This is a genomic window from Ruminococcus flavefaciens (genome assembly GCF_900108555.1).
In the GTDB taxonomy this organism is placed as follows: domain Bacteria; phylum Bacillota; class Clostridia; order Oscillospirales; family Ruminococcaceae; genus Ruminococcus; species Ruminococcus flavefaciens_P.
This window is the reverse complement of the sequence record NZ_FNWV01000013.1, coordinates 16,972-39,138: the sequence shown is the minus strand read 5'-3', so window position 1 is coordinate 39,138 and position 22,167 is coordinate 16,972. Positions and strand designations below refer to the sequence as shown.

Genomic DNA, 22,167 nt, shown 5'->3' with positions numbered 1-22,167 from the left:
ATTTTATAGCACGAAAACAACATCTTTTAACGATAAAGAAACTCACCGAAAAATTTTGTTATTTATTTCAAAGGTTAAAAATAATAAATAATTATTTGTGAATTTTTTTAGAGCAGATTTTGAATATTTCATATATATTTTTTTATTTTAACTATATTGCAGGCGGCGTTCCCTCATAAAAAGCTCCGAAGGGACAACTTCGGAGCTTTGGTCACAGTATTCCGTTGGCTGCGTTTTCGATGCGTTCGCGGTAGTAGTGGCTCTGCCATGAGAAATCGAAATCCTTGAAAAGTGCGAGACAGCAATCGGCATTATGAAGAGCACCTTCAAGTCCTTCGCTGTCGCCTGCTTTTGCAAAAATGTAAACTGCCGTAATGAATATTTCAAGCAGGGTGATATCCTTTGGTCCCTGAGGCTTGTAGCCGAATTTCAGCAGTTTCAGTCCCGGCTGATAGTTTTTTGCAGCACAGTCGGTTATCGCAAGTGCTATATAAAGCTGCGCCTGCATAGTCGCAGTAGCTTTTTCGCAATGCTTTTGCAGGAAACTGATATTATTCGTGCGGAAATTTTCAGCCTCGCGCCAGTTGCCGATCTTGCCGAGGATAGTCAGCACCTCTATGCAGAAGTAAAACCTTTCATCTCCGCCGAGTTTCTTTTCTGTAAGCTTTTCAAGATAAAAAAAGGCTGTTTTATGGTCGTGTATCCTGTCATAAAGTTCAGCTACCTGAATTATATCAAAAGGAGAGGGCTTTTTCACGTTGTCCAGAAAAGCATCGGCGTATGCCTCACAAAGATCCTTTGAATAGCCGTTTTCTGCAAAAAGACTGTATACATCGGTATATTTTTTCATTTCCGAATTGGTAGATGCCAGAAGAGGAAAACCTATCTTTCTTCGCTCATTCGGTGAAATCATTTGCCGTCCCTCCCATTCTATCTTTTAGTATACCCTATTACATATCATATAATAGTATATATTATATTTATTACGAGTAAAAACAGTGAATTATTATTCTCTGTTTGCATATTCAATTTTATCACAAATTCATTTCGCAGTCAACAATTGTTAGCGAACAAAACTAAAAACTGTTGATATGCACAAAAAACTTAAATAATTTTTTCCTAATCAACATATTGAACTATTCATAATTTTTAAGACTATTTCAATAATGTGTGGTATAATAGAATTAGAGTGGAATGGTGTACGCTTTTTACACCTTGAATATGAAAAAAATTGCTGCTTTGTGCAGCCGCGAAAACGCCAAGGGGGTATTTTATATGAGACTTCTCGTTGTGGAGGACGAGATGCAGCTGGCTGATGCACTTTCAGAGATACTTAAAAGGAATATGTATAATGTTGATACCGTATACGACGGAGTGAGCGGGCTTGACAACGCGCTCACAGGGGTATATGATTGTATCATACTCGATATCATGCTTCCGGGCATGAGCGGTATGGAAGTACTTAGAAATATGCGAAGAGAGCATATAAGTACGCCTGTACTCCTGCTGACAGCACGAAGCGAGATAGAGGACAAGATAAACGGACTGGACTGCGGTGCGGACGATTATCTTACAAAGCCTTTCGTCACAGGCGAGCTCCTTGCGAGAGTAAGAGCTCTTACAAGAAGAAAAGGCGAGATAGTTGACGAAAACAGACTCGATTACAACGGGCTTGAGCTTAACAAGAATACCTGTTCTGTAATGTGGAAGGGCAATGATGTCAAGCTTTCGCTGAAAGAATACCAGATAATGGAGCTTCTTATCTCCAATCCCCACCAGATACTTCCAAAGGAGCGTATCATTGAAAAGATATGGGGATATGAGAGCGATGTGGAGTATAATAATATAGAGGTATACATATCTTTCCTCAGAAAGAAGCTTTCAGTCATATCTGCTCCTGTACAGATAAAAACTGCCAGAGGCATCGGTTATTCACTTGAATAAAAAGGAGGAATGCTGTTATGTTCAAAAAGGCACATGACAAAATGTTCAAAAAAGCGCAGATGAAGCTTTTTACAATGATCGTTAGTATTCTTCTTGCGGTCTTTGTGGCACTTATAAGCTCGATCAATGTTATTACAAAAGCTGTAATGCGCGGACAGTCAAAGGAAGTCCTGATGCAGATAGCTTCGGGAATAGAGTATGATGAAAAAGAGGCAAGGTTCAAGTACGCCGTGCCTATGAGTAACGAAATCAAGGACGACAGGAGACTCGAGAAGGAAAAAAAGCCTTCCGAGACCAAGCCGACCGATCCGACTACTACGGAAAAGCCTTCTTCAACTCAGGCACAGACAACTGCCGAAAAGACAAAGGAAAAGGTGACAGATGCTCCTACAGACCCTGCTCAGGAAGAAACACAGGTCATAGAGGAAAATCAGGAGTCTTATGATGAGCCGCATGATGAGCAGCCTGCCGAGACTGTACCGCCCGAAACTCAGGCACCTGCGACACAGGCACCCGAAACTCAGGCTCCGTCTGCTGATGCTTCATCGGGAGCAACTCCCTCATGGGACCAGGGCGGCTGGGACTGGAGCAACTGGAACAACGGAGATCAGAATAACGGACAGTGGAACGGTCAGTGGGGCGATCCCAATAACGGACAATGGAACGGACAATGGGGCGACCAGAATAACGGACAGTGGAACGGACAATGGGGCGACCAGAACAATAACGGACAGTGGAATGGTCAGTGGGGAGATCCCAATGCACAGGGCACTTATCCGTGGTACACATGGATGTGGGGCTATTATCCGTGGGTATGGGAGCAGACTAAGGCTTACTCGAGCGAGTATCCTGTGACACGTAACGACCACGGCGAAAATGATCCTCGTTATGATACGATAAACGATCACGGTGAAATGGATCCACGTTATGATAACGTTTCGGAAGAAAAAGCAACTGATGCCGATGAGAAAAAAATTGCCGACAAAACTGCATACAGCTACAGTGATGATATGTCGGCATACATAAAGCCTCTTGCAAACAGAACGGAGCTTTCCGCAGCATCATCTGATGCTACAAGTGTTCAGCAGAATTATCAGTCTCGTCAGAATACTGCCGTAAATGCTCCTAAAGAAGAGCCTATCCCGAAGTCACTGGGTTCTATCGAGTTCTTTGTTATCATGGCAGATAAGAACGGCAAATATCTTGATGCGAAAAATAACGATGACATGAATGCTGAAACAGCTCAGAATTATATCACAAGGATACTTGAAGAGAATATTGATACAGGTATGGTGAATTCGTATCAGTTCTATCAGACATCAAAGCCTAACGGAACTCTTATGGTATTCACAGACAAGAGCTATGAAATGGATATGCTCAGACAGCTCAAGAGAACAACTGTTATCATTGGTTCTATAGCACTCGTTATACTTTCTGTTCTTGCTTACTTCCTCAGCAAGAGAAGTATCCAGCCTATCAAGACAGCTTTCGATAAGCAGAAGCAGTTCGTATCAGATGCAAGCCACGAGCTTAAAACACCTCTTACAGTTATTTCTGCAAATGCAGATGTACTTGAAGGCGAGATAGGTGATAATAAGTGGCTGAAGTACATCAAGGCGCAGACCGACCGTATGAGCATACTTGTAAATGACCTGCTCAACCTTACAAGGCTCGAAAACAACAATACAGACCTTGAACGCAAATACTTCAATCTCAGCAAGGCTATCGTCAATACTGCACTTCCTTTTGAGTGTCAGGCATTTGAGAACAACAAGAAGTTTGAGGTAAATGTTGATGAGGACGTAATGCTCTGCGGAAGTGAGAAGCATATCAAGCAAATGGCTGCTATCTTCATTGATAATGCGCTGAAATACTCGAACGACGGCGGTACTGTAAGAGTAACGCTGAAGAAAACAGGCGACAGAAAGCTGTTCTCGGTATACAACACAGGTGATGGCATCAAGGAAGAAGAAACAGACAAGATATTCGAGAGATTTTACAGAAGCGACCAGTCCAGAAACCGTGCAACAGGCGGTTATGGTCTCGGACTTGCCATTGCGAAGTCTATCATAGACAAGCATAAGTTCAAGGTACATATTATGAACCAGCCCGGCAAGAGCGTCTGCTTCGTAATAACAATGTAATTGTAAAGCCCGTAAGCTTTAAGCTTACGGGCTTTTTCGCGGTGTATAACACAGAAAATAATAGGGAACGCCGAGGGCGGCGTTCCCTACATATATATTGCTGTTAGGGTAACATAAAAGGGCTGCCTTGGCAGCCCCTTAACTATGCACTTATCACTGTTATCATTCTTCTTCCTTTGTTTCAACAGCAGGAAGCTTCTTGACGCGACAGACTTCTATACGGTGATGCTTGACTTCAAGGACTTCGATATCGAGTCCGTCTCTTTGGAATTTGAGCTGAGAACCGTCCTTTGGTATCTCTCCAAGCTCGGCTATGACATATCCGCCGAAAGTTTCGTATTTATCCGCAGGGAGAGTAACTTCAAGCTCCTCGCACACGTCGCTGAGTGAGGTCATACCCGGAACTGTCCATACATTTTTCTCTGTCTCTTCAAGTCTTGCAGCAGGCTCGTCCTCGGGATCGTCTGCGAAGTCGCCGACAAGCTCCTCAACGAGGTCGGTAATAGTGATTATACCGCTCATGCCGCCGTATTCGTCTACAACTATTGCAAAGTGGTCTGCACCGCGCTGCTTCATCTGATCGAAAAGGCGGTCAGCCTTCATGCTTTCGTGAACGAAGCATGGTTCGCGGACGGCTTCCTTCATTATATTTTCGCGTGTCTTGTTGTCAAGTCTGAAATAGTCCTTTGCGTTGAGGACTCCGATAACATTGTCCACACTTTCACCGCATATAGGGAAAGATGAGTGACGGGTGCGGTGTATCGTTTCTTCCCATACCGATATATCGTCATTGCTCCAGAGCACATCAACGTCTGTTCTGTGAGTGCATACCTGTTCGGCTGTGGTATCATCGAAAGCGAAAATGTTCTTGATGATACGGTTCTCGTCCTCGTCGATAGTGCCTTTTTCAGCACCTGCATCGGACATCATAAGTATCTCTTCCTCGGTAACGGTGTCGTCCTCGCTTTCGGGGTCAATGCCGATAAGTTTGAGTATGCCGTTGGCTGATGTGTTGAGAAGCCATACAAGCGGAGCAAATATTTTTGCGACCAGAGATATGGTCTTGCTCATGGCAAGGGCGATCTTTTCGGGATCTTTCATAGCTACGCGTTTTGGTACGAGCTCACCGAAAACAAGGGTGAAGTAAGAGAGTATCAGCGTTATAAGTACGACTGATATCTTTTTGAGTACAGTCGCAGGGATACCGATGCCTGTTTTTAATATGGCAGAGGTGAGGTACTCAGAGAAGCTGTCGGCAGCAAAAGCTGCACCGATGAAGCCTGCAAGAGTTATAGCGACCTGTATCGTAGCAAGGAAGCGTGTGGGTGAGTCTGTGAGTTTTTTCAGCCTTATGGCTTTTTTATTGCCGCTGGCGGCAAGCTTTTCAAGTTTTACATCGCTTGTTGAGATGACCGCCACCTCAGTGCAAGCGAAAAGCGCGTTCAGCGCGATGAGTATTATTTGCAGAATTATCTGCCCTATCATTTTATATCCTCCGTTAGATAAAGTATTTATTTTTGTATATTTGTGTAACCTCTAAAAGGCACAGTCTAACACAAACGATAGTGAAGACCATGCCTTATAAATACGTATTTAACGAAGTATTTCCCGTAATAATTTGGATTACTGCCGTCAGGGGCACCGTCCATTGTGAGTTTCATCTCCTGTTCTGTTAATTTATAACATTATACATTATAATTGTTATTTTGTCAAGAGCGGCTGCATTAATTGAGCCGTTAGCCTTTATCAAGTGAGTAGAGAGTAGAATAGTAGGGGAGGCGCTTCACCGCACGTTGATAGATCGTAGTTTTTGATCGTTATGCACTTACTACTAACAACTGACCACTCTTTTACTTGAATTTTTTCCGCAAACGTGGTATAATCATAGTTTGAAAGGAGCACGGCTCATGTTTGCAAATTATCACACACATACTTCCCGATGTCATCACGCTATCGGCGAGGACAGGGAATATGTAGAACACGCCATAGCTCACGGAATGAAGGAACTGGGATTTTCCGACCATTGTCCGTGGGTATTTGATGACGGTTATATTTCGCGTATACGAATGACTCCCAAAGAGGTAGAGGGCTATTTCAGGTCGCTTACCGATCTCAGGCAGGAGTACGCATCTGATATAAAGATATACATAGGCTTTGAAGCGGAGTATATCCCGCAGCTCATCGAAAAGCAGGACAGACTGCTTGAAGATTATCCCCTTGACTATATGATAATGGGACAGCATTTCAACGATCCCGAGACTATGGGGGCTTATATGGGAGTTCCGACTTCCGATGAAAGACTCCTTGTGCAGTACGTTGACCATATAATCGAGGGAATGGAGTCAGGGAGATATCTTTATCTCGCTCACCCCGATCTGCTGTGCTTCACGGGCAGCGATGAGCTTTATGAAAAGGAGTTCACGCGGCTGTGTACTTATTTAAAAGGGAAGGATATACCGCTGGAGATAAATCTCCTCGGACTCAGGGACGGCAGACACTATCCCTGTGATAAGTTTTTCCGTATCGCGCAGAAGGTGGGCAACAAGGCAATAATCGGCTGTGATGCGCATTTTCCGCAGGCACTCTCGGACGAAGCCCCTATAGAAAAGTGCAGACGCTTTGCCGAGAATTACGGACTTGAACTGGTTGAGACTTTGAGCCTTTAGCCGTTAGTAATTAGTTTAGAGTTGAGAGTTTAGAGTTAAGAGTTAAGGTGTCGGCTTGCGCCAAATTATTGAAATATATCGCCGAAAGGCGATACCACAACTATCAACTCTTAATTCTCAACTCTCAACTCAGATCAAACATAGATGAACGTAAATAGGAGAAATAAAATGAGTATTTTTGATGTATTCGACAGGATTTCCGCAAATTCTTCCTCGTCGCGAGGTAAAATAGAATATGTTATAGCAGGTCTGGGCAATCCCGGACTTGAATACGAAAACACAAGACACAATGCAGGTTTTATGGTGCTTGATATGCTTGCTGAGCAGCTGGGCGAGAAGATAGACCGCCTTAAATTCAAGGGCAAGACTGCCGAGGTCACTATCGGCGACAAACGCTGTCTGCTGCTGAAGCCTACCACATACATGAACAACAGCGGCGAGTCCATAGTGCAGGCTTTGGAGTTCTACAAGATAGACGTGCAGAACCTCATAGTCGTATGTGACGATATATCGCTGGACTGCGGTAAGCTGAGGATACGCCGAAAGGGCAGTCACGGCGGACATAACGGGCTCCGCAGCATATGTGAGCTCACAGGCAGGGACGATTATCCGCGCATAAAAATGGGCGTGGGCAAGAAGCCTCACCCCGATTACGACCTTGCAAAGTGGGTGCTCGGAAAGTTCGGCAAGGAGGACAGTGAGCTTATGAAGCAGTCCACAGAAAATGCCTGCGAGTGCATAAAACTCATGGTGCAGGGCAAGACCGATGAAGCCATGAACAAGTACAATTCCTGATCCCTACGGAGAATGCGATGAAACTGTTTAAAGACCTATTTACCGAGCTCGCAGGCTATAAAAGTCTGCGTGAAGCCATTGACAAGAAGATATCACCTGTCTCTGTGACAGGTCTTTCCCATATACACAGGGCGCAGCTTATCTACTCCCTGTGCGGTGAAAAGATAGACCTTGTAATAACAGGCTCGGAGGCAGAGGCAAAGAAGCTCTGCGATGATATAAACATGATGGCAGGCAGCGAAGCGGCAGTTCTTTTCCCGTCAAAGGAACTGGTATTCACTCCTGTTGACAGTACCAACCACGAATATGAACATATGCGTATAGCCGCCCTTATAAAGGCGGCTAAAGGTCGTTGCAGCGTTATCTGCGCAAGTATCGAAGCTGTAATGCAGCCTGTTATCCCTGTGGGAGTCCTTATCGCAGCAGGTATCGAGCTGAAACAGGGAACGGAAGTTAACCTGTCGGAGCTTGCGCTGACCCTTGCAAAATGCGGCTATCAGCGGTGCGAAAAGGTGGAGGGAGCATCGCAGTTCTCAATAAGAGGCTCTATTGTGGATATATTCCCTGTGCAGGCGGATAAGCCTGTGCGTATCGAGCTTTGGGGCGATGAGATAGACTCTATATCCGAGTTTGAGACAGACTCACAGCGTCGTACCGATGCACTTGAAAGTGTTGAGATATATCCGTCGGGGGAAGTCCTTTATAATAATGAAGAGCTTGCCGATAAAATAGAGGAGCTGTGCAAAAAAGTCCGCGGAAAGCACATGGAGGCAGTCCGCGAGCATTTAGGTGCGGACGTACACAGACTGAGGGCAGGGGAGATACTTGCTCACGGAGTAAAGTACTATCCGCTGGTATACGGCGAGCCTTCAACGGTATTCGATTACATAGGCGGAACTGTGATATTCAGCGATTTTTCCGATGTTATGGACAACGCAGCAGGAGTCCTCACACGTCACAATGAGGATATAAAGATACTCATGGAGGACGGACAGCTCTGCAAGGGACTTGACGGCTATGTGCTGGAGCTGGCGGAAGTGCAGCATATCGCTGAAAAGCGCGTATGTCTCTATATGAGCAGCTTCATGCAGGGCGGTGAGAGGATAGACTTCCGCAGGCTTGTCAGCTTTGAGGCTATGCAGACTGCACCATGGAGCGGCGAGATGAAGCAGCTTGTGGAGGATTTGGAGGACTACAAGCACCGCGGCTACAGAATGGTGCTTGCGGCAGGAAGTGAAAAGACAATGCCTATAATACAGCAGGACCTCAACGATAACGGCATACCATGCGATATCGCATCAGACAGCATCGAACCGATAAGCGGCAGAGTTGTCCTCATGTCGGGAAGCTTCGGCGGCGGCTTCGAGTACCCCGAAAACAAGACCGTACTCATTACGCAGGGACGCTCAATGGACTCGGTACGCAAGAAGCGCCGCAAAAAGAAGAACAAAGCCGAGGAGATACGCTCCCTTGCCGACATCACCGAGGGCGACCTTGTAGTACATTCAGGACATGGTATCGGACGTTTTATCGGTATCCGCAAGCTGGAAATGGACGGCGTTACAAAGGACTACATAACCATACAGTATGCAGGTACGGATAAGCTCTATATCCCTGTTACTCAGCTGGATATGGTGTCGAAATACATCGGACCTCGTGACGACAGCGGCGTAAAGCTCAACAAGCTAAGCTCGGGCGAGTGGCAGAAGACCCGCAGCAATGTAAAACGCGCAGTCAAGGACATGGCACATGAGCTCATCGCTCTGTATGCAAAGCGCGAAAAGAGCGTAGGCTTCGCATTTTATCCCGATGACGAGATACAGCGTGATTTTGAGGAGCGTTTCCCATACGTTGAGACCGATGACCAGTTACAGTCCATAGCCGAGATAAAGGCAGATATGGAGCGCCCACGTCCTATGGAGCGACTGCTCTGCGGCGATGTGGGCTTCGGCAAGACAGAGGTGGCTCTCAGAGCCGCAATGAAATGCGTACTTGCAGGAAAACAGTGCGCAATACTTGCACCTACAACAGTTCTTGCCTATCAGCATTATCAGACGGCACTCCGACGTTTCGAGCACTTCCCCGTGCAGATAGAGCTCCTGAGCCGTTACCGCTCGCCAAAGCAGCAGGAGGAGATAATAAAGAAGCTGAAGCAGGGACGAATAGATATTATAATAGGTACTCACAAGATAATCCAGAAATCAGTGGTATTCAAGGACTTGGGTCTTGCTATAATCGACGAGGAGCAGCGTTTCGGAGTTGCTCACAAGGAGCGCTTCAAGGAGAGTTTTACGGGAGTTGATGTGCTCATGCTTTCCGCAACTCCTATCCCTCGTACCCTGAATATGGCAATGAGCGGAATACGCGATATGTCGGTTATCGAAGAACCTCCGCAGGACAGATATCCCGTTCAGACCTACGTTATCGAGTACAATATCGGAACAGTGGTACAGGGCATAGTCAGGGAGCTTCGCCGCGGCGGACAGGTGTACTATATCCACAACCGCGTAGAGACTATAACAGCCTGTGCAGCCCGCTTGCAGGAATTTCTCCCCGAAGCAAGGATAGCAGTTGCTCACGGACAGATGAGCGAGGACGAGATGTCCGATATCTGGGAGCAGCTTGTTGAGCATGAGGTGGATATCCTTGTCTGCACCACTATCATCGAAACGGGCGTAGATGTGCCAAATGTAAATACCCTTATTATCGAGGATTCCGACCGCTTCGGCTTGTCGCAGCTCTATCAGCTCCGCGGACGTGTGGGACGTTCTAACCGCAGAGGCTATGCGTATTTCACGTACAAGCGCGATAAGGTGCTTACTGAGATAGCCACAAAGCGACTGAACGCAATGCGCGAGTTCACACAGTTCGGAAGCGGATTCCGCATAGCACTCCGTGATCTTGAGATAAGAGGAGCAGGCAGTATACTGGGCGGCAGGCAGCACGGACACATGGAAGCTGTCGGATACGATATGTATTTGCAGCTCCTTTCGGAAGCTATCGCAGAGGAAAAGGGCGAGCAGCCCGAGAAGATACCCGAGTGCCTCGTGGATATACAGATTGACGCTCATATCCCCGAAAAGTACATTTCAAGCCTTAATCAGCGAATAGATATGTACCGCAAGATAATGCTTGTCAACGAGGACAGCGACAAGACCGACCTTATCGACGAGCTTATCGACCGTTATGGCGAACCGCCTAAGTCGGTGGTGGGACTTATTGATGTCTCGCTGCTCAGAAACAAGGCTGCGCATCTGGGAATTACCGAAATATCCCAGAAAAACGGTGCAATGTATTTCTATACGGAGTATCTTGTGCCCGAGCAGATAGCTGCTTTGCAGCAGGCTTACAAGGGCAGGATAACCTTCAACGGTGTAGGAAAATCCTACGTTTCGGTGAAGATATCACCGAAAATGCGTCCCTTTGATATGATGAGGGAAACTGTCGAAATATTTTATCAGAACAGAGAAAAGAAATAGTAAAATCCCTGAGCAATATTTGGCAAGAGTTAAATTTAAGCGCAATTATTGTGTAATGTGTTACAAAAAGCGTATTGTGATTTGGACGATATGTTACTTTACAGAGCTGTATTTTTATGCTACAATTTATTTATAAATAAAGAAAGACACAGTGATGCAGAGCACTGTGTAAAAAATAAATCAGTACAGTTTTGTACAGGGAGAAGCAAATATGAATTATAAAAACTTTATCGCAGGTGCGATGGCTTTTGCTCTTGCAGCCTGTGCTGCGGGATGCAGCGATAAGAAAGATCCCGATGCAGGCTCGGAGACAGTTCCTGTTGAGACTACAACAGAGGAGCTTATTCCTCCTACACCTACAGAAGCAACCGATCCCAACGCCATAACCTTTGATGACGGAAGATTTGATTTTGCTTTTGTCAAGACCGATGATAAGGACTGTGCAAAAGGCGAGATATCGGTGGCAGAGCTTATGGGCAATAAGATGCTTAAATTTGCCGATGACAATACTGTACCGCTTGAAGGCAAAGTGCAGAAAATAGGTATAAGCGTTACAAAGCTCCTCGGCAGTGAAGGTGCAGCAAAGGTTCGCAGGATAGAATTTGATATGTATGCCGAGGCTACATCAGACGGACTGAAAAGAGATGACGGAGAGATCGTAAGAGCTCCCGGCTGGATAGGCGGTGGCGGCGGAACTGTTACCGCGCAGGAAAAGTGGTATGATTTCCAGGACTTTTCGGGCGGCGAGTACAATTTTGAAGCATCAGGTGCAGTTCATGCGGAGTTCAAGTTCCTGCTTGCTGACAGCGGACAGTGCTGGACTGAGGAAATGGACGATGCCAACTTCCTTATTATGCGCTGGGGCGTAGCAAATGAGTCGGATATGTACATCGACAATATCGTTTTCTATGACGAGGACGGCAATTCTATACCGATAGCTCCTGCTTCAACAGCCGCAGAGGAGCTGATGAGCAAGGCTGAGGATATAATTGACGGGATAAAGGCTGATACCGAAGAAAAAAGGGAAGAGCTCAAAGCCAAGTACAAGAAGGCTGCTGAGGATATTGAGTCGGCTGTTACCGACCCTAAGGTGAAAGAAGAGCTTGAAGCCGAATACAAAAAGCTCATAGACGATGTGAAGGAGTCCGAGCAATTTGAAGAAGCCGAGGAAAAGATGAAGGCTTTTGAAGAAAAGCTCAAAGAGTCAATAAGCAAGACATCTGACGCTGAACAGCAGATCATAGACGAAATCGAAAAAGCAAAAGCAGACGCTGAAAAGGTCAATGCTGAGGTGCAGGATGCTATTGATGAAGCTTCCGAGATGATCGGGAAAATCCAGGACAGATAAAATAAAACGCTTCCGAGAAAATCGGAAGCGTTTTTTTGTATCAGTCGAAATAAAATATGTCCTCGAATTTTTTATCAAGGGCAATGCACAGGACTAATGCAAGCTTAGCCGTGGGACTGAACTGCCCTGTCTCTATGGAGCTTATGGTATTACGGGATACACCTACCATTTTCGCCAGCTCGTCCTGTGAGAGCCGCTGCTCCTTTCGTATCTCTTTAAGGCGGTTTCGGAGTATAAGTGAATCGTCTATCATAGAGTCGCCGCCTTATGTATTTAAGCTGAAAAGTTCACGGATTGCCATGAATGTCAACAGGAGAAAAAATAAGCATATGACTGAAGCACATAGAATATCTCCTGTATTTTTGTTTTTTATGGCTCTGTGCAGCTGCATTGAAAAAAGCATACATATTGCAGTTGCAAGTGCCCCGTAATTCATCTTTCCTGTGATGAGTAAAGTTATTACAGCATATAGGCAGGTAAAGAGCATAGTTAGTATCACGGCAAATCTTGAATCACTTTTTGCCCTGTCTATTTCTGCAATGTCACGGTTTTTGTTTTCCTGACGGCTTTTTGCGAGAATTTCTTCCTTATTCATAGTCAACACCCTTTCTTATATATGATGAACGAAGTGCAGTATAACAGATACTACCGTTGCCAGAGCCATAAGTGTACCTGCGTAAAAGTCGTCCTTGTTATCGGTCTTTTTCCACCTGTAGAGGTAATCGGCGGCGAATGATGCGGTGAAAATACTGTAATAGCCGTAAGCTCTGTTTCCCGTTATAAACCAGTCAATGATAAAAAGAGCGAGACAGAATATGATAGCAGCAATCCTGCCGTATTTCATGCCTTTTACCCTTGTTTCAAGGTAAAAAGGATCGTTATTCTTGTTATCGTTTCTGCTTTTTTCGAGTATTTCTTCCTTGTTCATAGTAGTACCTCCCATATCATGTGATGTTTTGCCAAGTTTACTTGGTAATTGTATTATAGCACTGCCAAGTGTACTTGTCAAGAGCTTGCAAAGTAAACTTGTCAAATTTGACTGAATGCACAATCGACACAGGCCAAATATAACAGTCTGCACAATAATGTAGGGACGACCATTGGTCGTCCGTTCAGAAAATATCACATTTATGCGGACGCGCAATGCGCGTCCCTACATTAGCAGTTCTCGATTTGCGGACTGCCAAAGGCAGCCCCTACAGATACAAAAAAGGCACTGTGAAAATCACAGTGCCTTAATTCTAAGTTCTTAGCTCTTAGCTCTTAGTTCTTAGTTCTGACTTAACCAAGTACTACGTTTATCTCGTTTACAGCAGCAAGCTTATCGGCAGGAACATAGTTGCCTGTCAGCTTTTCGCCGTTGAGAGTGATCTCCTTAACGCCGCTCTGAACGTGTGCGGAGTTGTCGATATTGATGTTGAGCTTCTTGCCGCGGAAGTTCTTCTCGATCTTGAAGCCGTCCCACTTAGCAGGGATAGACGGAGCGATAGTAAGTCCGTTAAGGTCAGGACGCATACCGCAGATACCCTCAACACAGCCGACCATAACAGTTGAAGCTGTACCTGTGAGCCAGTGAACGTGTGAACGTCCCTCGTAAGGAGAAGCCTTTGACTCGGTGAACTGACCGTGTACGTATGGCTCCATAACACGTATCTCAGCCTTGTCGTTCATGGCAGCAGGTGAGCTTTCGAGGAAGTACTCGAATGCGCGGTCACCGTGACCGAGGAGAGACTCGGCAAGTATGAGCCAGCCCTGTGACTGTGAGAAGATACCACCGTTTTCCTTTGTATCAAGGTTGAATACCTGCATGAGCGCACCCTTGAAGTGGTGGTACTTGTAAGGTGGTTCAAGGAGCTTAGCACCGTAAGGTGTATTGAGTATATCGTGAACGCTGTTCATAGCCTTTTCAGCCTGCTCGTCGGAAGCAAAGTGTGAGATCACACTCCAGCTCTGAGGATTGAGCCACATATTAGCCTCGGGATCCTTCTTTGCACCAACGATAACGCCGTTGTCGCGGATACCGCGGATAAATCTGTCCTCGTCCCAGCACTTTTCAAGAGCTGCGCCAAGCTTCTTCTGAGCATCGTCAAGGTATGTGATGTAGTCTGTGTCGTTCTTGTCCTTAGCCATGTCGCGCATAACGTTCATAGCGTAGTAGAGCTGGAATGCAACGAATGTGGACTCGCCCTTTGCGCCGAGGCGGAGACAGTCGTTCCAGTCAGCGTGGAGACCTGCCGGCATATCGTGACTGCCAAGACGCTCCATAGAGAAGCGGATAGCGTTCTTGAGATGCTCGTAAACTGTAGCCTTTCCGCCGCCTTCTTCTGCGTAGGTGATAACTTCGTCGAGGAAGCCCTTGTTGCCGCTCTCGCCGAGGTACTTAACGATAGTCGGGAAGAGCCAGAGAGCATCGTCTGCACGGTATGAGGGGTGTCCTGTTTCCTTAGCGTAAACGCTGTGCTCGTCGTTCTCGTCAGGGCAAGTTTCGTGACCTGCGTTGTGGTCGAACTTAACCAGTGGGAGTCCGCCGCCGTTGCTTACCTGAGCGGAAAGCATGAAGCGTATCTTTTCGGCAGCCATTTCGGGATCAAGGTGTATGATACCCTGAATATCCTGAACAGTATCGCGGTAGCCGTAGCCGTTTCTCAGACCGCAGTATATGAATGAAGCTGCTCTTGACCAGATAAAAGTAATGAAGCACTGATAAGCGTTCCATACATTTATCATGTTGTTGAATTCGTCGGAAGGAGTCTCTACCTTGAAGTTTGAGAGCTGACCATGCCAGTAGTCCTTGAGCTGCTTGACTTCTGCATCTACCTTGCCTGCTGCCTTGTATTCTTCAAGTATAGCAGCAGCCTCGGGATCCTTGCGCTCGCCGAGTACGAAAACGAATTCCTTTGTCTCGCCGGGAGCAAGTGTGATGTCGCTCTGGAGAGCACCGCAGGAGTTGGAGTTATAGTTCATAACGCCGCTGCACTTGCCGTTCTCGACAGCGATAGGATTTGAGAAAGTTCTGTAAGGTCCGATGAAGTCGCTGAAGCTTCCGCAGCAGCCTGTAACAGGCTGACCGACCATACCGAAGAAACGCTCCTGACCGTTGTAGCCGTTCTCATCGAAGCCTGTGTTCTCGTTCATGTGCTGGAGGATACGGTTGCCGCCCTCAAAGCTTGTACGGGTGATGAACAGTGTGTACTGGAGATTTACCTGATCCTGCTCATAGTTAGGCTCGTTTGTGAATTCTATAAAACCGAATACAGAGAGCTTTCTCTCCTTTGAGGAGTTGTTTGTTACCTTAGCTCTCCATACTTCGTATGTCTTGCCGTATGGAACATAGTATGTAGTCTCGGACTTGATCTCTGCGTACTCAGCAGAAATGACTGTATAAGCTGTACCGTGGCGGCACTCGCTCTTATACTTGTCAAGGGGCTTGCCTACAGGCTGCCATGAAGCTGACCAGTAATCAGCGGTATCGTTATCTCTTATATAAATGTAACGACCCGGAAGAGCCATATCAGAGTTGAAGCGGAAACGTGAAAGTCTTCCGTTTGCACCTGATTTTACGAAGCTGTAGCCTGCTGCGTTATTGGATATCATAGCACCGTATTCGGGATCACCTAAATAGTTTGCCCAGGGTGCGGGTGTGGCGGGGTTAGTAATGACATATTCTTTGTTTTCAAGATCAAAATGTCCGTACTGCATAATACATTCTCCTTCTCAGCTGCCGTTGGACAGTGCTTTCCTCGGGCAGAAAATATCATTCTAATTATACCATTAAACGGGAGCTTTGACAAGGGGGTAAAAATGAACATATCGTTAACAACAGCAAAAAATGACAAGTTTTTACTACATTTTGTAATATTACACTATAATTACTCAAAATGTTATATCACTTTTCTGCTGGACTTATACTTTATGTTGATGTATGCCTGCTGTGTGAGTGCAAATGCAAGATATGCTTCCAAAAGCGAAAGGTATGCGGTGAGTATTGATTTTTTCATCTGCTCAATTTATAATATAGACAGATAAGCTTATCAATGATACAGGGAGGCGATGCGAGCAAATGAAGATAAGACTGTTAGTAAGCGACGAACACTACGATGCGATAGCGGCTGAATTGATAAAAAGGGGCATAGATATCGATGACACCGCTGAACTTATACTCTCGGAGAGCAACATCACGGTATCGCATCTTATAGCAAGGCGCGGCGAGGAGATATACAGGCTCGAAACAAAGGATATCTCTCATATAGAAAGTTTTGCACATGATATAGTAACATATTGCGGTACAGAGGAATACAGGCTTTCCGAGCCGCTGCGCCGTCTTGAGGAGATACTCGATCCTAAAGAGTTCATACGTGTGAGCAACTCGGTCATAGTGTCAATGTCGCATATAAAGTCAATACGTCCTGCGCTGTCGCAGAAGTTCATGCTGACTATGAAGAACGGCGCAAAGGTGGACGTTACAAGGACGTATTACTACATATTCAAGGAATTCTTAGGGATTTAAGGAGGGGTGAACATGAAAGAGAATTCAAATATAATTGTTGTGTCAATAATTTTTCTTCTTATAATCGCGGCTTTGATGGCCATAGGTTTTGCTGTATATCGTGCATCGTATACACGAAAGATAAACAAGAGACTTGCAGAGGGCAGAAAAGCTAAAATCAAGCCCATGATGTCGCCTGTAAAGTTTGTTATCGTTATACTGACAAGTGCTGTTGGTATTGTACTTGTGCTATGGGCGGGGCTTATAGTATTCGTGTCGGCGAAAATGAAAATGTCACATATGAACATGATATCCGAACCGTCAATAATAATGATGCATGATACGCTTCTTGAAGATTCGCTTATCGGTGAGTACAGCTTCGGCGACGAGATAAAGGGCTACACAAAGCACACTGTTAATAAGGGTGATACCTGTATCGAGATATATACTTTGGATCAGGAGTATACTCATGCGTTTGCACCTGTACTGGCAACGGCTAAATACACAGGCAGCAGATCGGTAACATTTTCGGATATTACCGTTGATTTCGAGTTTAATCATTTTTCTGCAAACTGGGACACTATGAGTGAAAACGGATTGATCGCAATAGATACCGGAGGCTACAAGGACGATTTTACAATAACATACAGTCTGTTTTTCGGCAAATACACAGACAGCAAGGAGCAGCACGTTGACGTTCAGACGAGAGTAAAACTTAATGTCAACGAGTACAGTCAGGTAACGTTGGAAGAATAAAATAGAGAGGACAGGCGGCTTTATGAGTCGCCTGTTTTGCTGCATTTTGTACCGCGATATAGGTTCGCAGTATAACTTTGGCTATATACAGAGCTTTATACAGGTTTGTCTGACCATTTTACGCGTTCGGCGTTACATATGTCATTCAGAAAGTGACATATGTCACTCATCAAATGACATATTTCACCTATGCAAAACGGGAAATCTGAGTATAATAAAAGCATAGGGTTGCGCAACACCTGAAACGAAAACCTCAGCGAAGCAATTATCCCGTACATTACTATATTTTATTAAGGAGAGAATATTATGAAAGCTACATTTAAAAGAACAATGACAGCCATTTTCGCAGCAGCAATGTGTGCAGTACCAATGGTAAGCGTTATGTCAGCAAGTGCGGCAGGTATTGAAATGGTACAGAGCTCCGGTAAAATAAAAGGGGACGAGCCGATTTACTGTTCCACAATGCCTATTTCTAACTTTAATAGCAATCTCGAAGGCAAAACAATACTTACAGGAAATGCATCTGATATTGCTAACATCAGGTCAAAAGGCTATAATCGTAATGATCTGGTTGCAGAGACTATCGTAATGCCCGAGACAAAGATCGTCGGCACATATGGCAATGGTAAGGGCTATCTGGAAGGCTACAACAAGGATAGGGTGTGTGAAACTATCGTAATGCCTGAGACAAAGATCATTGGTACATACGGCAGTAATGTTAAGACACAGGGCGTAAAAGAAAAAGAATATTTAAATGCTTATAATCAGATAGCTGGTCATGCAATAAAGACTACAACAGTCGGCGTAAACGCATTTTGATCATTATTAGGGGGAAAATATTATGAAAACTAATTTTAAGAAGATCTTTGCATCTATAACATTAGCAACAATGTGTATGGTTCCTATGACAGCAAATGCAGCAAGTATTGAAGCCACTGTGATCGATAATGCAGGCAGCAATAAGGTTATGTGCATTCAGGCTGAATATGATACAAGCATACACCGCTCAACAAAGATTGCACAGGCAGGAGCAGCTATTGAAACTGCTTATGCAAGAGGAAGTTTTGGAGATGCTTATGAATTGAAACCTATAAACACAGGCTGCGGAACAAAGCCGTATGAATTCGGCTATAAAGGTGGCGATATTTCGATAGTTACAGGAAAAAATATGAGCACCTGTACATGGGTGGATGGGTCTGTTATCACTAATTGCACTGAAATAAAGTTTAGAGGTACAGATGTGTATGCTAAAGATAAAGATTATCTGAATGCATTTAATCAGGTTGCAGGTCATGCAATAAAGACCACAACAGTCGGCGTAAACAGTTTTTAACCATTAACGGGGGGAGAATATTATGAAAACTAATTTTAAGAAGATCTTTGCATCTATAACATTAGCAACAATGTGTATGGTTCCTATGACAGCTAACGCAATTGACGGTCAGAGATTATCTGTCGGAAGAATAGAGCCTGCTATCGAAAAAGAAATAGGTCTATCTGTACAGACATTTCCAATATCCAATTTTGATGATGAGAAGCCACATACAGATGTTACTATAGTTTGTGGTGTTAATGATGATCTGGACACAATGCCTATTCATACGCGAACAGGAATAAATGTTAATCGCCCTAATGCTATGGTAACATATGTATTTCCTGAGACAGAGATAGTTGGAACATATGGCAGTAACTTAAAAAATGGAAATCTCAAAAACATGGTAACATATGTATTTCCTGAGACTGAAATAGTTGGAACATATGGCAGTAACTTAAAAAATGGAAATCTCAAAAACATGGTAACATATGTATTTCCTGAGACAGTAATAGTTGGAACATACGGCAGTAATGTTAAGACTCCGAGTATAAAGGAAAAAGAATATTTAAATGCTTATAATCAGATCGCAGGTCATGCAATAAAGACCACAACAGTTGGGGTTGTAAAGTAATTGTAGTAATTATAATAGATATAGGGACAAAAACGGGATTTATAATAAAAACAAAGCTCCTCTCAGTGCCGCCGCAGGCATGATGAGAGGAGCTTTTTCGTATCTTCTTATATAATAAGAAGTTTTTTGAAAAAAATTCCGAAAAACACTTGATTTTTGCGAAAAATCGTGGTATAATACTTTATGATGATAGTAAACCCAAAGACCGGAACCTTCCGGTCTTTAGTATTTATATCGAAACTATGAAAGGAGATAACCGATATATCGGGAAAAACTGCCTATGAAATTCAAAAAATTCGGCGGTACGGAACAAAAGGTATACGATCTTATCAAGCCTATCACAGATGAGCTGGGCTATTACCTCTGGGACGTTTGCTACGAAAAAGAAGGCGCGATGTGGTATTTGAGAGTCTTTATAGATCAGGACGAGGGAATAACCATTGCGGACTGTGAACGTGCAAATGCTCCTATAAGCGATATCCTCGATGAGAAAGACCCCATTGCTCAGAGCTATATGCTTGAAGTCGGTTCGGCAGGTCTGGAGCGTGAGCTTGTCAAGGAGGAGCACTTTGAGGTGTGTCAGGGCGATGACGTCAAGATACGCTTCATAAGAGCTGTTGACGGGGAAAAGGAAATAGTTGCCAAGCTTGTTGGTGCGGATAAAGAGGGCGTTACCGTGGCTCTCGAAAGCGGTGAGGAGAAGAAATTCCCTCTGGCAGATATTGCTTTTGTAAAGCTTTATCTTGATTTCTGAAATGCAAAAAAACAAAATATAATATATTGGAGGAATTTACAGACATGAACATGAATAAGGACTTTTTCAAGGCACTTGAGGCTCTTGGCGAAGAAAACAGTGTGGAGACAGAGCTGCTTATAGAAAAGGTAAAGTCAGCTATGCTCAAGGCAGCAAGAAGAGCTTATCCGCACAGCGAAGAGAGGATAACAGTTGAGATCGACCCTAAAACGAAGAAGTTCGAAATGTATATCAGACAGGACATCATCGACGATGAGCCTATCGACGAAAACGAAGTAAATATCGACGTTGCAAAGACTATGGACCCTAACGCTATGGTGGGCGGAACTATCATGAAGGAACTGGATATCTCAAAGCTTGGCAGAATGGCTGCTCTTTCAGCTAAGCAGTCCATAAAGGGCGACCTTAGAGAGATCAACCGTGAGCAGATGCTCAGCAAGTTCGAGCAGAAGGAACACGAATGTATCACTGCAAAGGTATCTCAGGTAGAGCCCGGCAGAGGTACTGTTACAGTGGTTTATGACGGAACAGAGCTCTATCTCTTCCGCAACGAGCAGATACCCGGTGAGAACCTTGAGGAAGGCAAGTCTGTAAAGGTTTACATCACAGGCATCATCGGCAAGAACAAGAAGCCTGTAGTAAAGATCTCACGTACTCACAAGGACCTCGTAAAGAGACTCTTTGAGCAGGAAGTTCCCGAGATATATGACGGTACTGTTGAAGTAAAGTCTATCTCCCGTGAAGCAGGTTCAAGAACAAAGATCGCTGTATGGTCAAAGGACGAGAACGTTGACGCAGTAGGTGCTTGCATCGGTCCTAAGCGTTCAAGAATAACTGCTGTAGTAAATGAGCTCAGCGGTGAAAAGATCGACATTATCCCGTGGAGCGAAGTTCCCGAGGAGTTCATCGCAAGAGCACTTGCTCCTGCTGAGGTACTCAAGACAGTTATCGTTTCTATGGAAGAAAAGATATGCACAGTTATCGTTCCGAACAATCAGCTCTCACTTGCTATCGGCAACAAGGGACAGAACGCTAAGCTCGCTGCAAAGCTCACAGGCTTCAAGATCGACATCAAGCCGCAGTTCGACAATATAACAGGTGAGGAAGCTCCCGAAATGAGTCCTGACTTTGTTGCTCCTGTATTTGAGTCTGGTCCTGCTGAGACAGAGAGTGAGGAGACTGCTCCTGATGCAGAGGAAGAGGTAAAGACCGAAGCAGCTGTTGAGGAAAATACTGAAGCAGCTGAGGAAACTGCGGAAGCACCTGCTGCTGACGAGGAATAATTATGAAGCCAAAAAAGACACCTATGAGAATGTGTCTCGGCTGCGGTGAGATGAAGCCAAAGAAAGAGCTTATACGTGTGGTGAAGTCTCCCGAGGGCGAGATAAGTCTTGACTTCAAGGGCAAAGCCGCAGGCAGAGGTGCTTATATCTGCCGCAGTACGGATTGTCTGGAAAAGGCAAGGAAAGCAAGAAAATTTGAAAGATCCTTCTCATGCAAGATCGAAGAAAGCGTTTATGAGGTGATGATGAATGAGCTCAGAGAAGAGCCGCAGGACAGCTAATCTTCTCGGTATCTGTATCAGAGCGGGCAAGACTGTAAAGGGCTTCGACAGTGCGGTCGAGGCTGTGAAAAACGGTACGGCTTTCTGCTTGCTTACCGCTTCTGACGCTTCGGAAAAGACCGTCAAGGAAGTAAGGTTCTACTGTGAGAAATACGGCGTAAAGTCTCTCGCAACGGAAATGAGCAAAGCCGATATCGGAAAGCTCTGCGGAAAAGAGACAGCTGTCATAGCAGTCACAGACAAGGGCTTTGCTGACGGTTTTGAGAGGATAATATCTGATTGATC

At 44.9% G+C, this 22,167-nt stretch carries 21 protein-coding genes; 15 read left to right on the top strand and 6 right to left on the bottom strand.

What is annotated here, in order from left to right; translation table 11 throughout:
* Nucleotides 1–211: 211 nt before the first annotated feature.
* Nucleotides 212–913, bottom strand: coding sequence for a hypothetical protein (locus BLW60_RS13990; RefSeq protein ID WP_074718445.1), 702 nt, complete (start codon nt 911–913; stop codon nt 212–214).
* Nucleotides 914–1,275: 362 nt separating this feature from the next.
* Between BLW60_RS13990 and BLW60_RS13985 the strand changes: the two genes are divergently transcribed.
* Both BLW60_RS13985 and BLW60_RS13980 read left to right on the top strand, forming a co-directional pair.
* Nucleotides 1,276–1,944, top strand: a complete 669-nt coding sequence (locus tag BLW60_RS13985) for a response regulator transcription factor (RefSeq protein ID WP_074718443.1) — start codon at nt 1,276–1,278, stop codon at nt 1,942–1,944.
* Nucleotides 1,945–1,961: 17 nt separating this feature from the next.
* Complete coding sequence (locus BLW60_RS13980) at nt 1,962–4,088, top strand: ATP-binding protein (RefSeq protein ID WP_074718441.1); 2,127 nt, start codon at nt 1,962–1,964, stop codon at nt 4,086–4,088.
* A 162-nt stretch (nt 4,089–4,250) separates the two neighbouring features.
* Here BLW60_RS13980 and BLW60_RS13975 read toward each other — a convergent pair whose 3' ends face one another.
* A complete protein-coding gene (locus BLW60_RS13975; RefSeq protein ID WP_074718439.1) occupies nt 4,251–5,573 on the bottom strand; it encodes a hemolysin family protein in 1,323 nt (440 codons plus the stop codon).
* A gap of 422 nt (nt 5,574–5,995) precedes the next feature.
* On the opposite strand from BLW60_RS13975, the gene BLW60_RS13970 reads away from it, so the two are divergent.
* The 4 genes from BLW60_RS13970 (at nt 5,996) to BLW60_RS13955 (ending at nt 12,376) form a co-directional block, all read left to right on the top strand.
* Nucleotides 5,996–6,754 (top strand): histidinol-phosphatase, encoded by a 759-nt coding sequence (locus BLW60_RS13970; protein WP_074718437.1) that lies wholly within the window; start codon nt 5,996–5,998, stop codon nt 6,752–6,754.
* A gap of 168 nt (nt 6,755–6,922) precedes the next feature.
* Nucleotides 6,923–7,549 carry an aminoacyl-tRNA hydrolase gene (pth, locus tag BLW60_RS13965; RefSeq protein ID WP_074718435.1) on the top strand — a complete coding sequence of 209 codons (627 nt, stop codon included), beginning with the start codon at nt 6,923–6,925 and terminating at the stop codon, nt 7,547–7,549.
* Nucleotides 7,550–7,566: 17 nt separating this feature from the next.
* Nucleotides 7,567–11,028: a transcription-repair coupling factor gene (gene mfd / locus BLW60_RS13960; protein ID WP_074718433.1), complete on the top strand. Its 3,462-nt coding sequence runs from the start codon at nt 7,567–7,569 to the stop codon at nt 11,026–11,028.
* A 211-nt stretch (nt 11,029–11,239) separates the two neighbouring features.
* Nucleotides 11,240–12,376, top strand: a complete 1,137-nt coding sequence (locus BLW60_RS13955) for a hypothetical protein (protein ID WP_074718431.1) — start codon at nt 11,240–11,242, stop codon at nt 12,374–12,376.
* A 40-nt stretch (nt 12,377–12,416) separates the two neighbouring features.
* Here the strand turns inward: BLW60_RS13955 and BLW60_RS13950 are convergent, their stop codons facing one another.
* The 4 genes from BLW60_RS13950 to BLW60_RS13935 form a co-directional block, all read right to left on the bottom strand.
* Nucleotides 12,417–12,626 (bottom strand): helix-turn-helix transcriptional regulator, encoded by a 210-nt coding sequence (locus BLW60_RS13950; protein WP_072951852.1) that lies wholly within the window; start codon nt 12,624–12,626, stop codon nt 12,417–12,419.
* A 15-nt stretch (nt 12,627–12,641) separates the two neighbouring features.
* Nucleotides 12,642–12,971, bottom strand: a complete 330-nt coding sequence (locus tag BLW60_RS13945) for a DUF6442 family protein (protein ID WP_074718429.1) — start codon at nt 12,969–12,971, stop codon at nt 12,642–12,644.
* A 15-nt stretch (nt 12,972–12,986) separates the two neighbouring features.
* Nucleotides 12,987–13,304: a DUF6442 family protein gene (locus BLW60_RS13940; protein ID WP_074718427.1), complete on the bottom strand. Its 318-nt coding sequence runs from the start codon at nt 13,302–13,304 to the stop codon at nt 12,987–12,989.
* Nucleotides 13,305–13,657: 353 nt separating this feature from the next.
* Nucleotides 13,658–16,075 (bottom strand): glycoside hydrolase family 94 protein, encoded by a 2,418-nt coding sequence (locus BLW60_RS13935; RefSeq protein ID WP_074718425.1) that lies wholly within the window; start codon nt 16,073–16,075, stop codon nt 13,658–13,660.
* Between the two features lie 361 nt (nt 16,076–16,436).
* Here BLW60_RS13935 and BLW60_RS13930 point away from each other — a divergent pair, with 361 nt between their 5' ends.
* The 9 genes from BLW60_RS13930 (at nt 16,437) to BLW60_RS13890 (ending at nt 22,165) form a co-directional block, all read left to right on the top strand.
* Nucleotides 16,437–16,883, top strand: a complete 447-nt coding sequence (locus BLW60_RS13930) for a LytTR family DNA-binding domain-containing protein (RefSeq protein WP_074718423.1) — start codon at nt 16,437–16,439, stop codon at nt 16,881–16,883.
* A gap of 12 nt (nt 16,884–16,895) precedes the next feature.
* Nucleotides 16,896–17,618, top strand: coding sequence for a hypothetical protein (locus BLW60_RS13925; protein ID WP_074718421.1), 723 nt, complete (start codon nt 16,896–16,898; stop codon nt 17,616–17,618).
* A gap of 306 nt (nt 17,619–17,924) precedes the next feature.
* Nucleotides 17,925–18,437 carry a hypothetical protein gene (locus BLW60_RS13920; protein WP_074718419.1) on the top strand — a complete coding sequence of 171 codons (513 nt, stop codon included), beginning with the start codon at nt 17,925–17,927 and terminating at the stop codon, nt 18,435–18,437.
* Between the two features lie 22 nt (nt 18,438–18,459).
* Nucleotides 18,460–18,951 carry a hypothetical protein gene (locus BLW60_RS13915; protein WP_074718417.1) on the top strand — a complete coding sequence of 164 codons (492 nt, stop codon included), beginning with the start codon at nt 18,460–18,462 and terminating at the stop codon, nt 18,949–18,951.
* A gap of 22 nt (nt 18,952–18,973) precedes the next feature.
* Nucleotides 18,974–19,564 carry a hypothetical protein gene (locus tag BLW60_RS13910; RefSeq protein WP_074718415.1) on the top strand — a complete coding sequence of 197 codons (591 nt, stop codon included), beginning with the start codon at nt 18,974–18,976 and terminating at the stop codon, nt 19,562–19,564.
* Between the two features lie 280 nt (nt 19,565–19,844).
* Complete coding sequence (rimP, locus tag BLW60_RS13905) at nt 19,845–20,318, top strand: ribosome maturation factor RimP (RefSeq protein WP_074718413.1); 474 nt, start codon at nt 19,845–19,847, stop codon at nt 20,316–20,318.
* Nucleotides 20,319–20,362: 44 nt separating this feature from the next.
* Complete coding sequence (gene nusA / locus BLW60_RS13900; protein WP_081348274.1) at nt 20,363–21,601, top strand: transcription termination factor NusA; 1,239 nt, start codon at nt 20,363–20,365, stop codon at nt 21,599–21,601.
* Between the two features lie 2 nt (nt 21,602–21,603).
* Nucleotides 21,604–21,882: an RNase P modulator RnpM gene (gene rnpM, locus BLW60_RS13895; RefSeq protein ID WP_074718411.1), complete on the top strand. Its 279-nt coding sequence runs from the start codon at nt 21,604–21,606 to the stop codon at nt 21,880–21,882.
* Complete coding sequence (locus BLW60_RS13890; protein WP_074718409.1) at nt 21,851–22,165, top strand: L7Ae/L30e/S12e/Gadd45 family ribosomal protein; 315 nt, start codon at nt 21,851–21,853, stop codon at nt 22,163–22,165. The genes rnpM and BLW60_RS13890 overlap by 32 nt, the downstream gene beginning before the upstream one ends.
* The last annotated feature ends 2 nt before the right edge of the window (nt 22,166–22,167 follow it).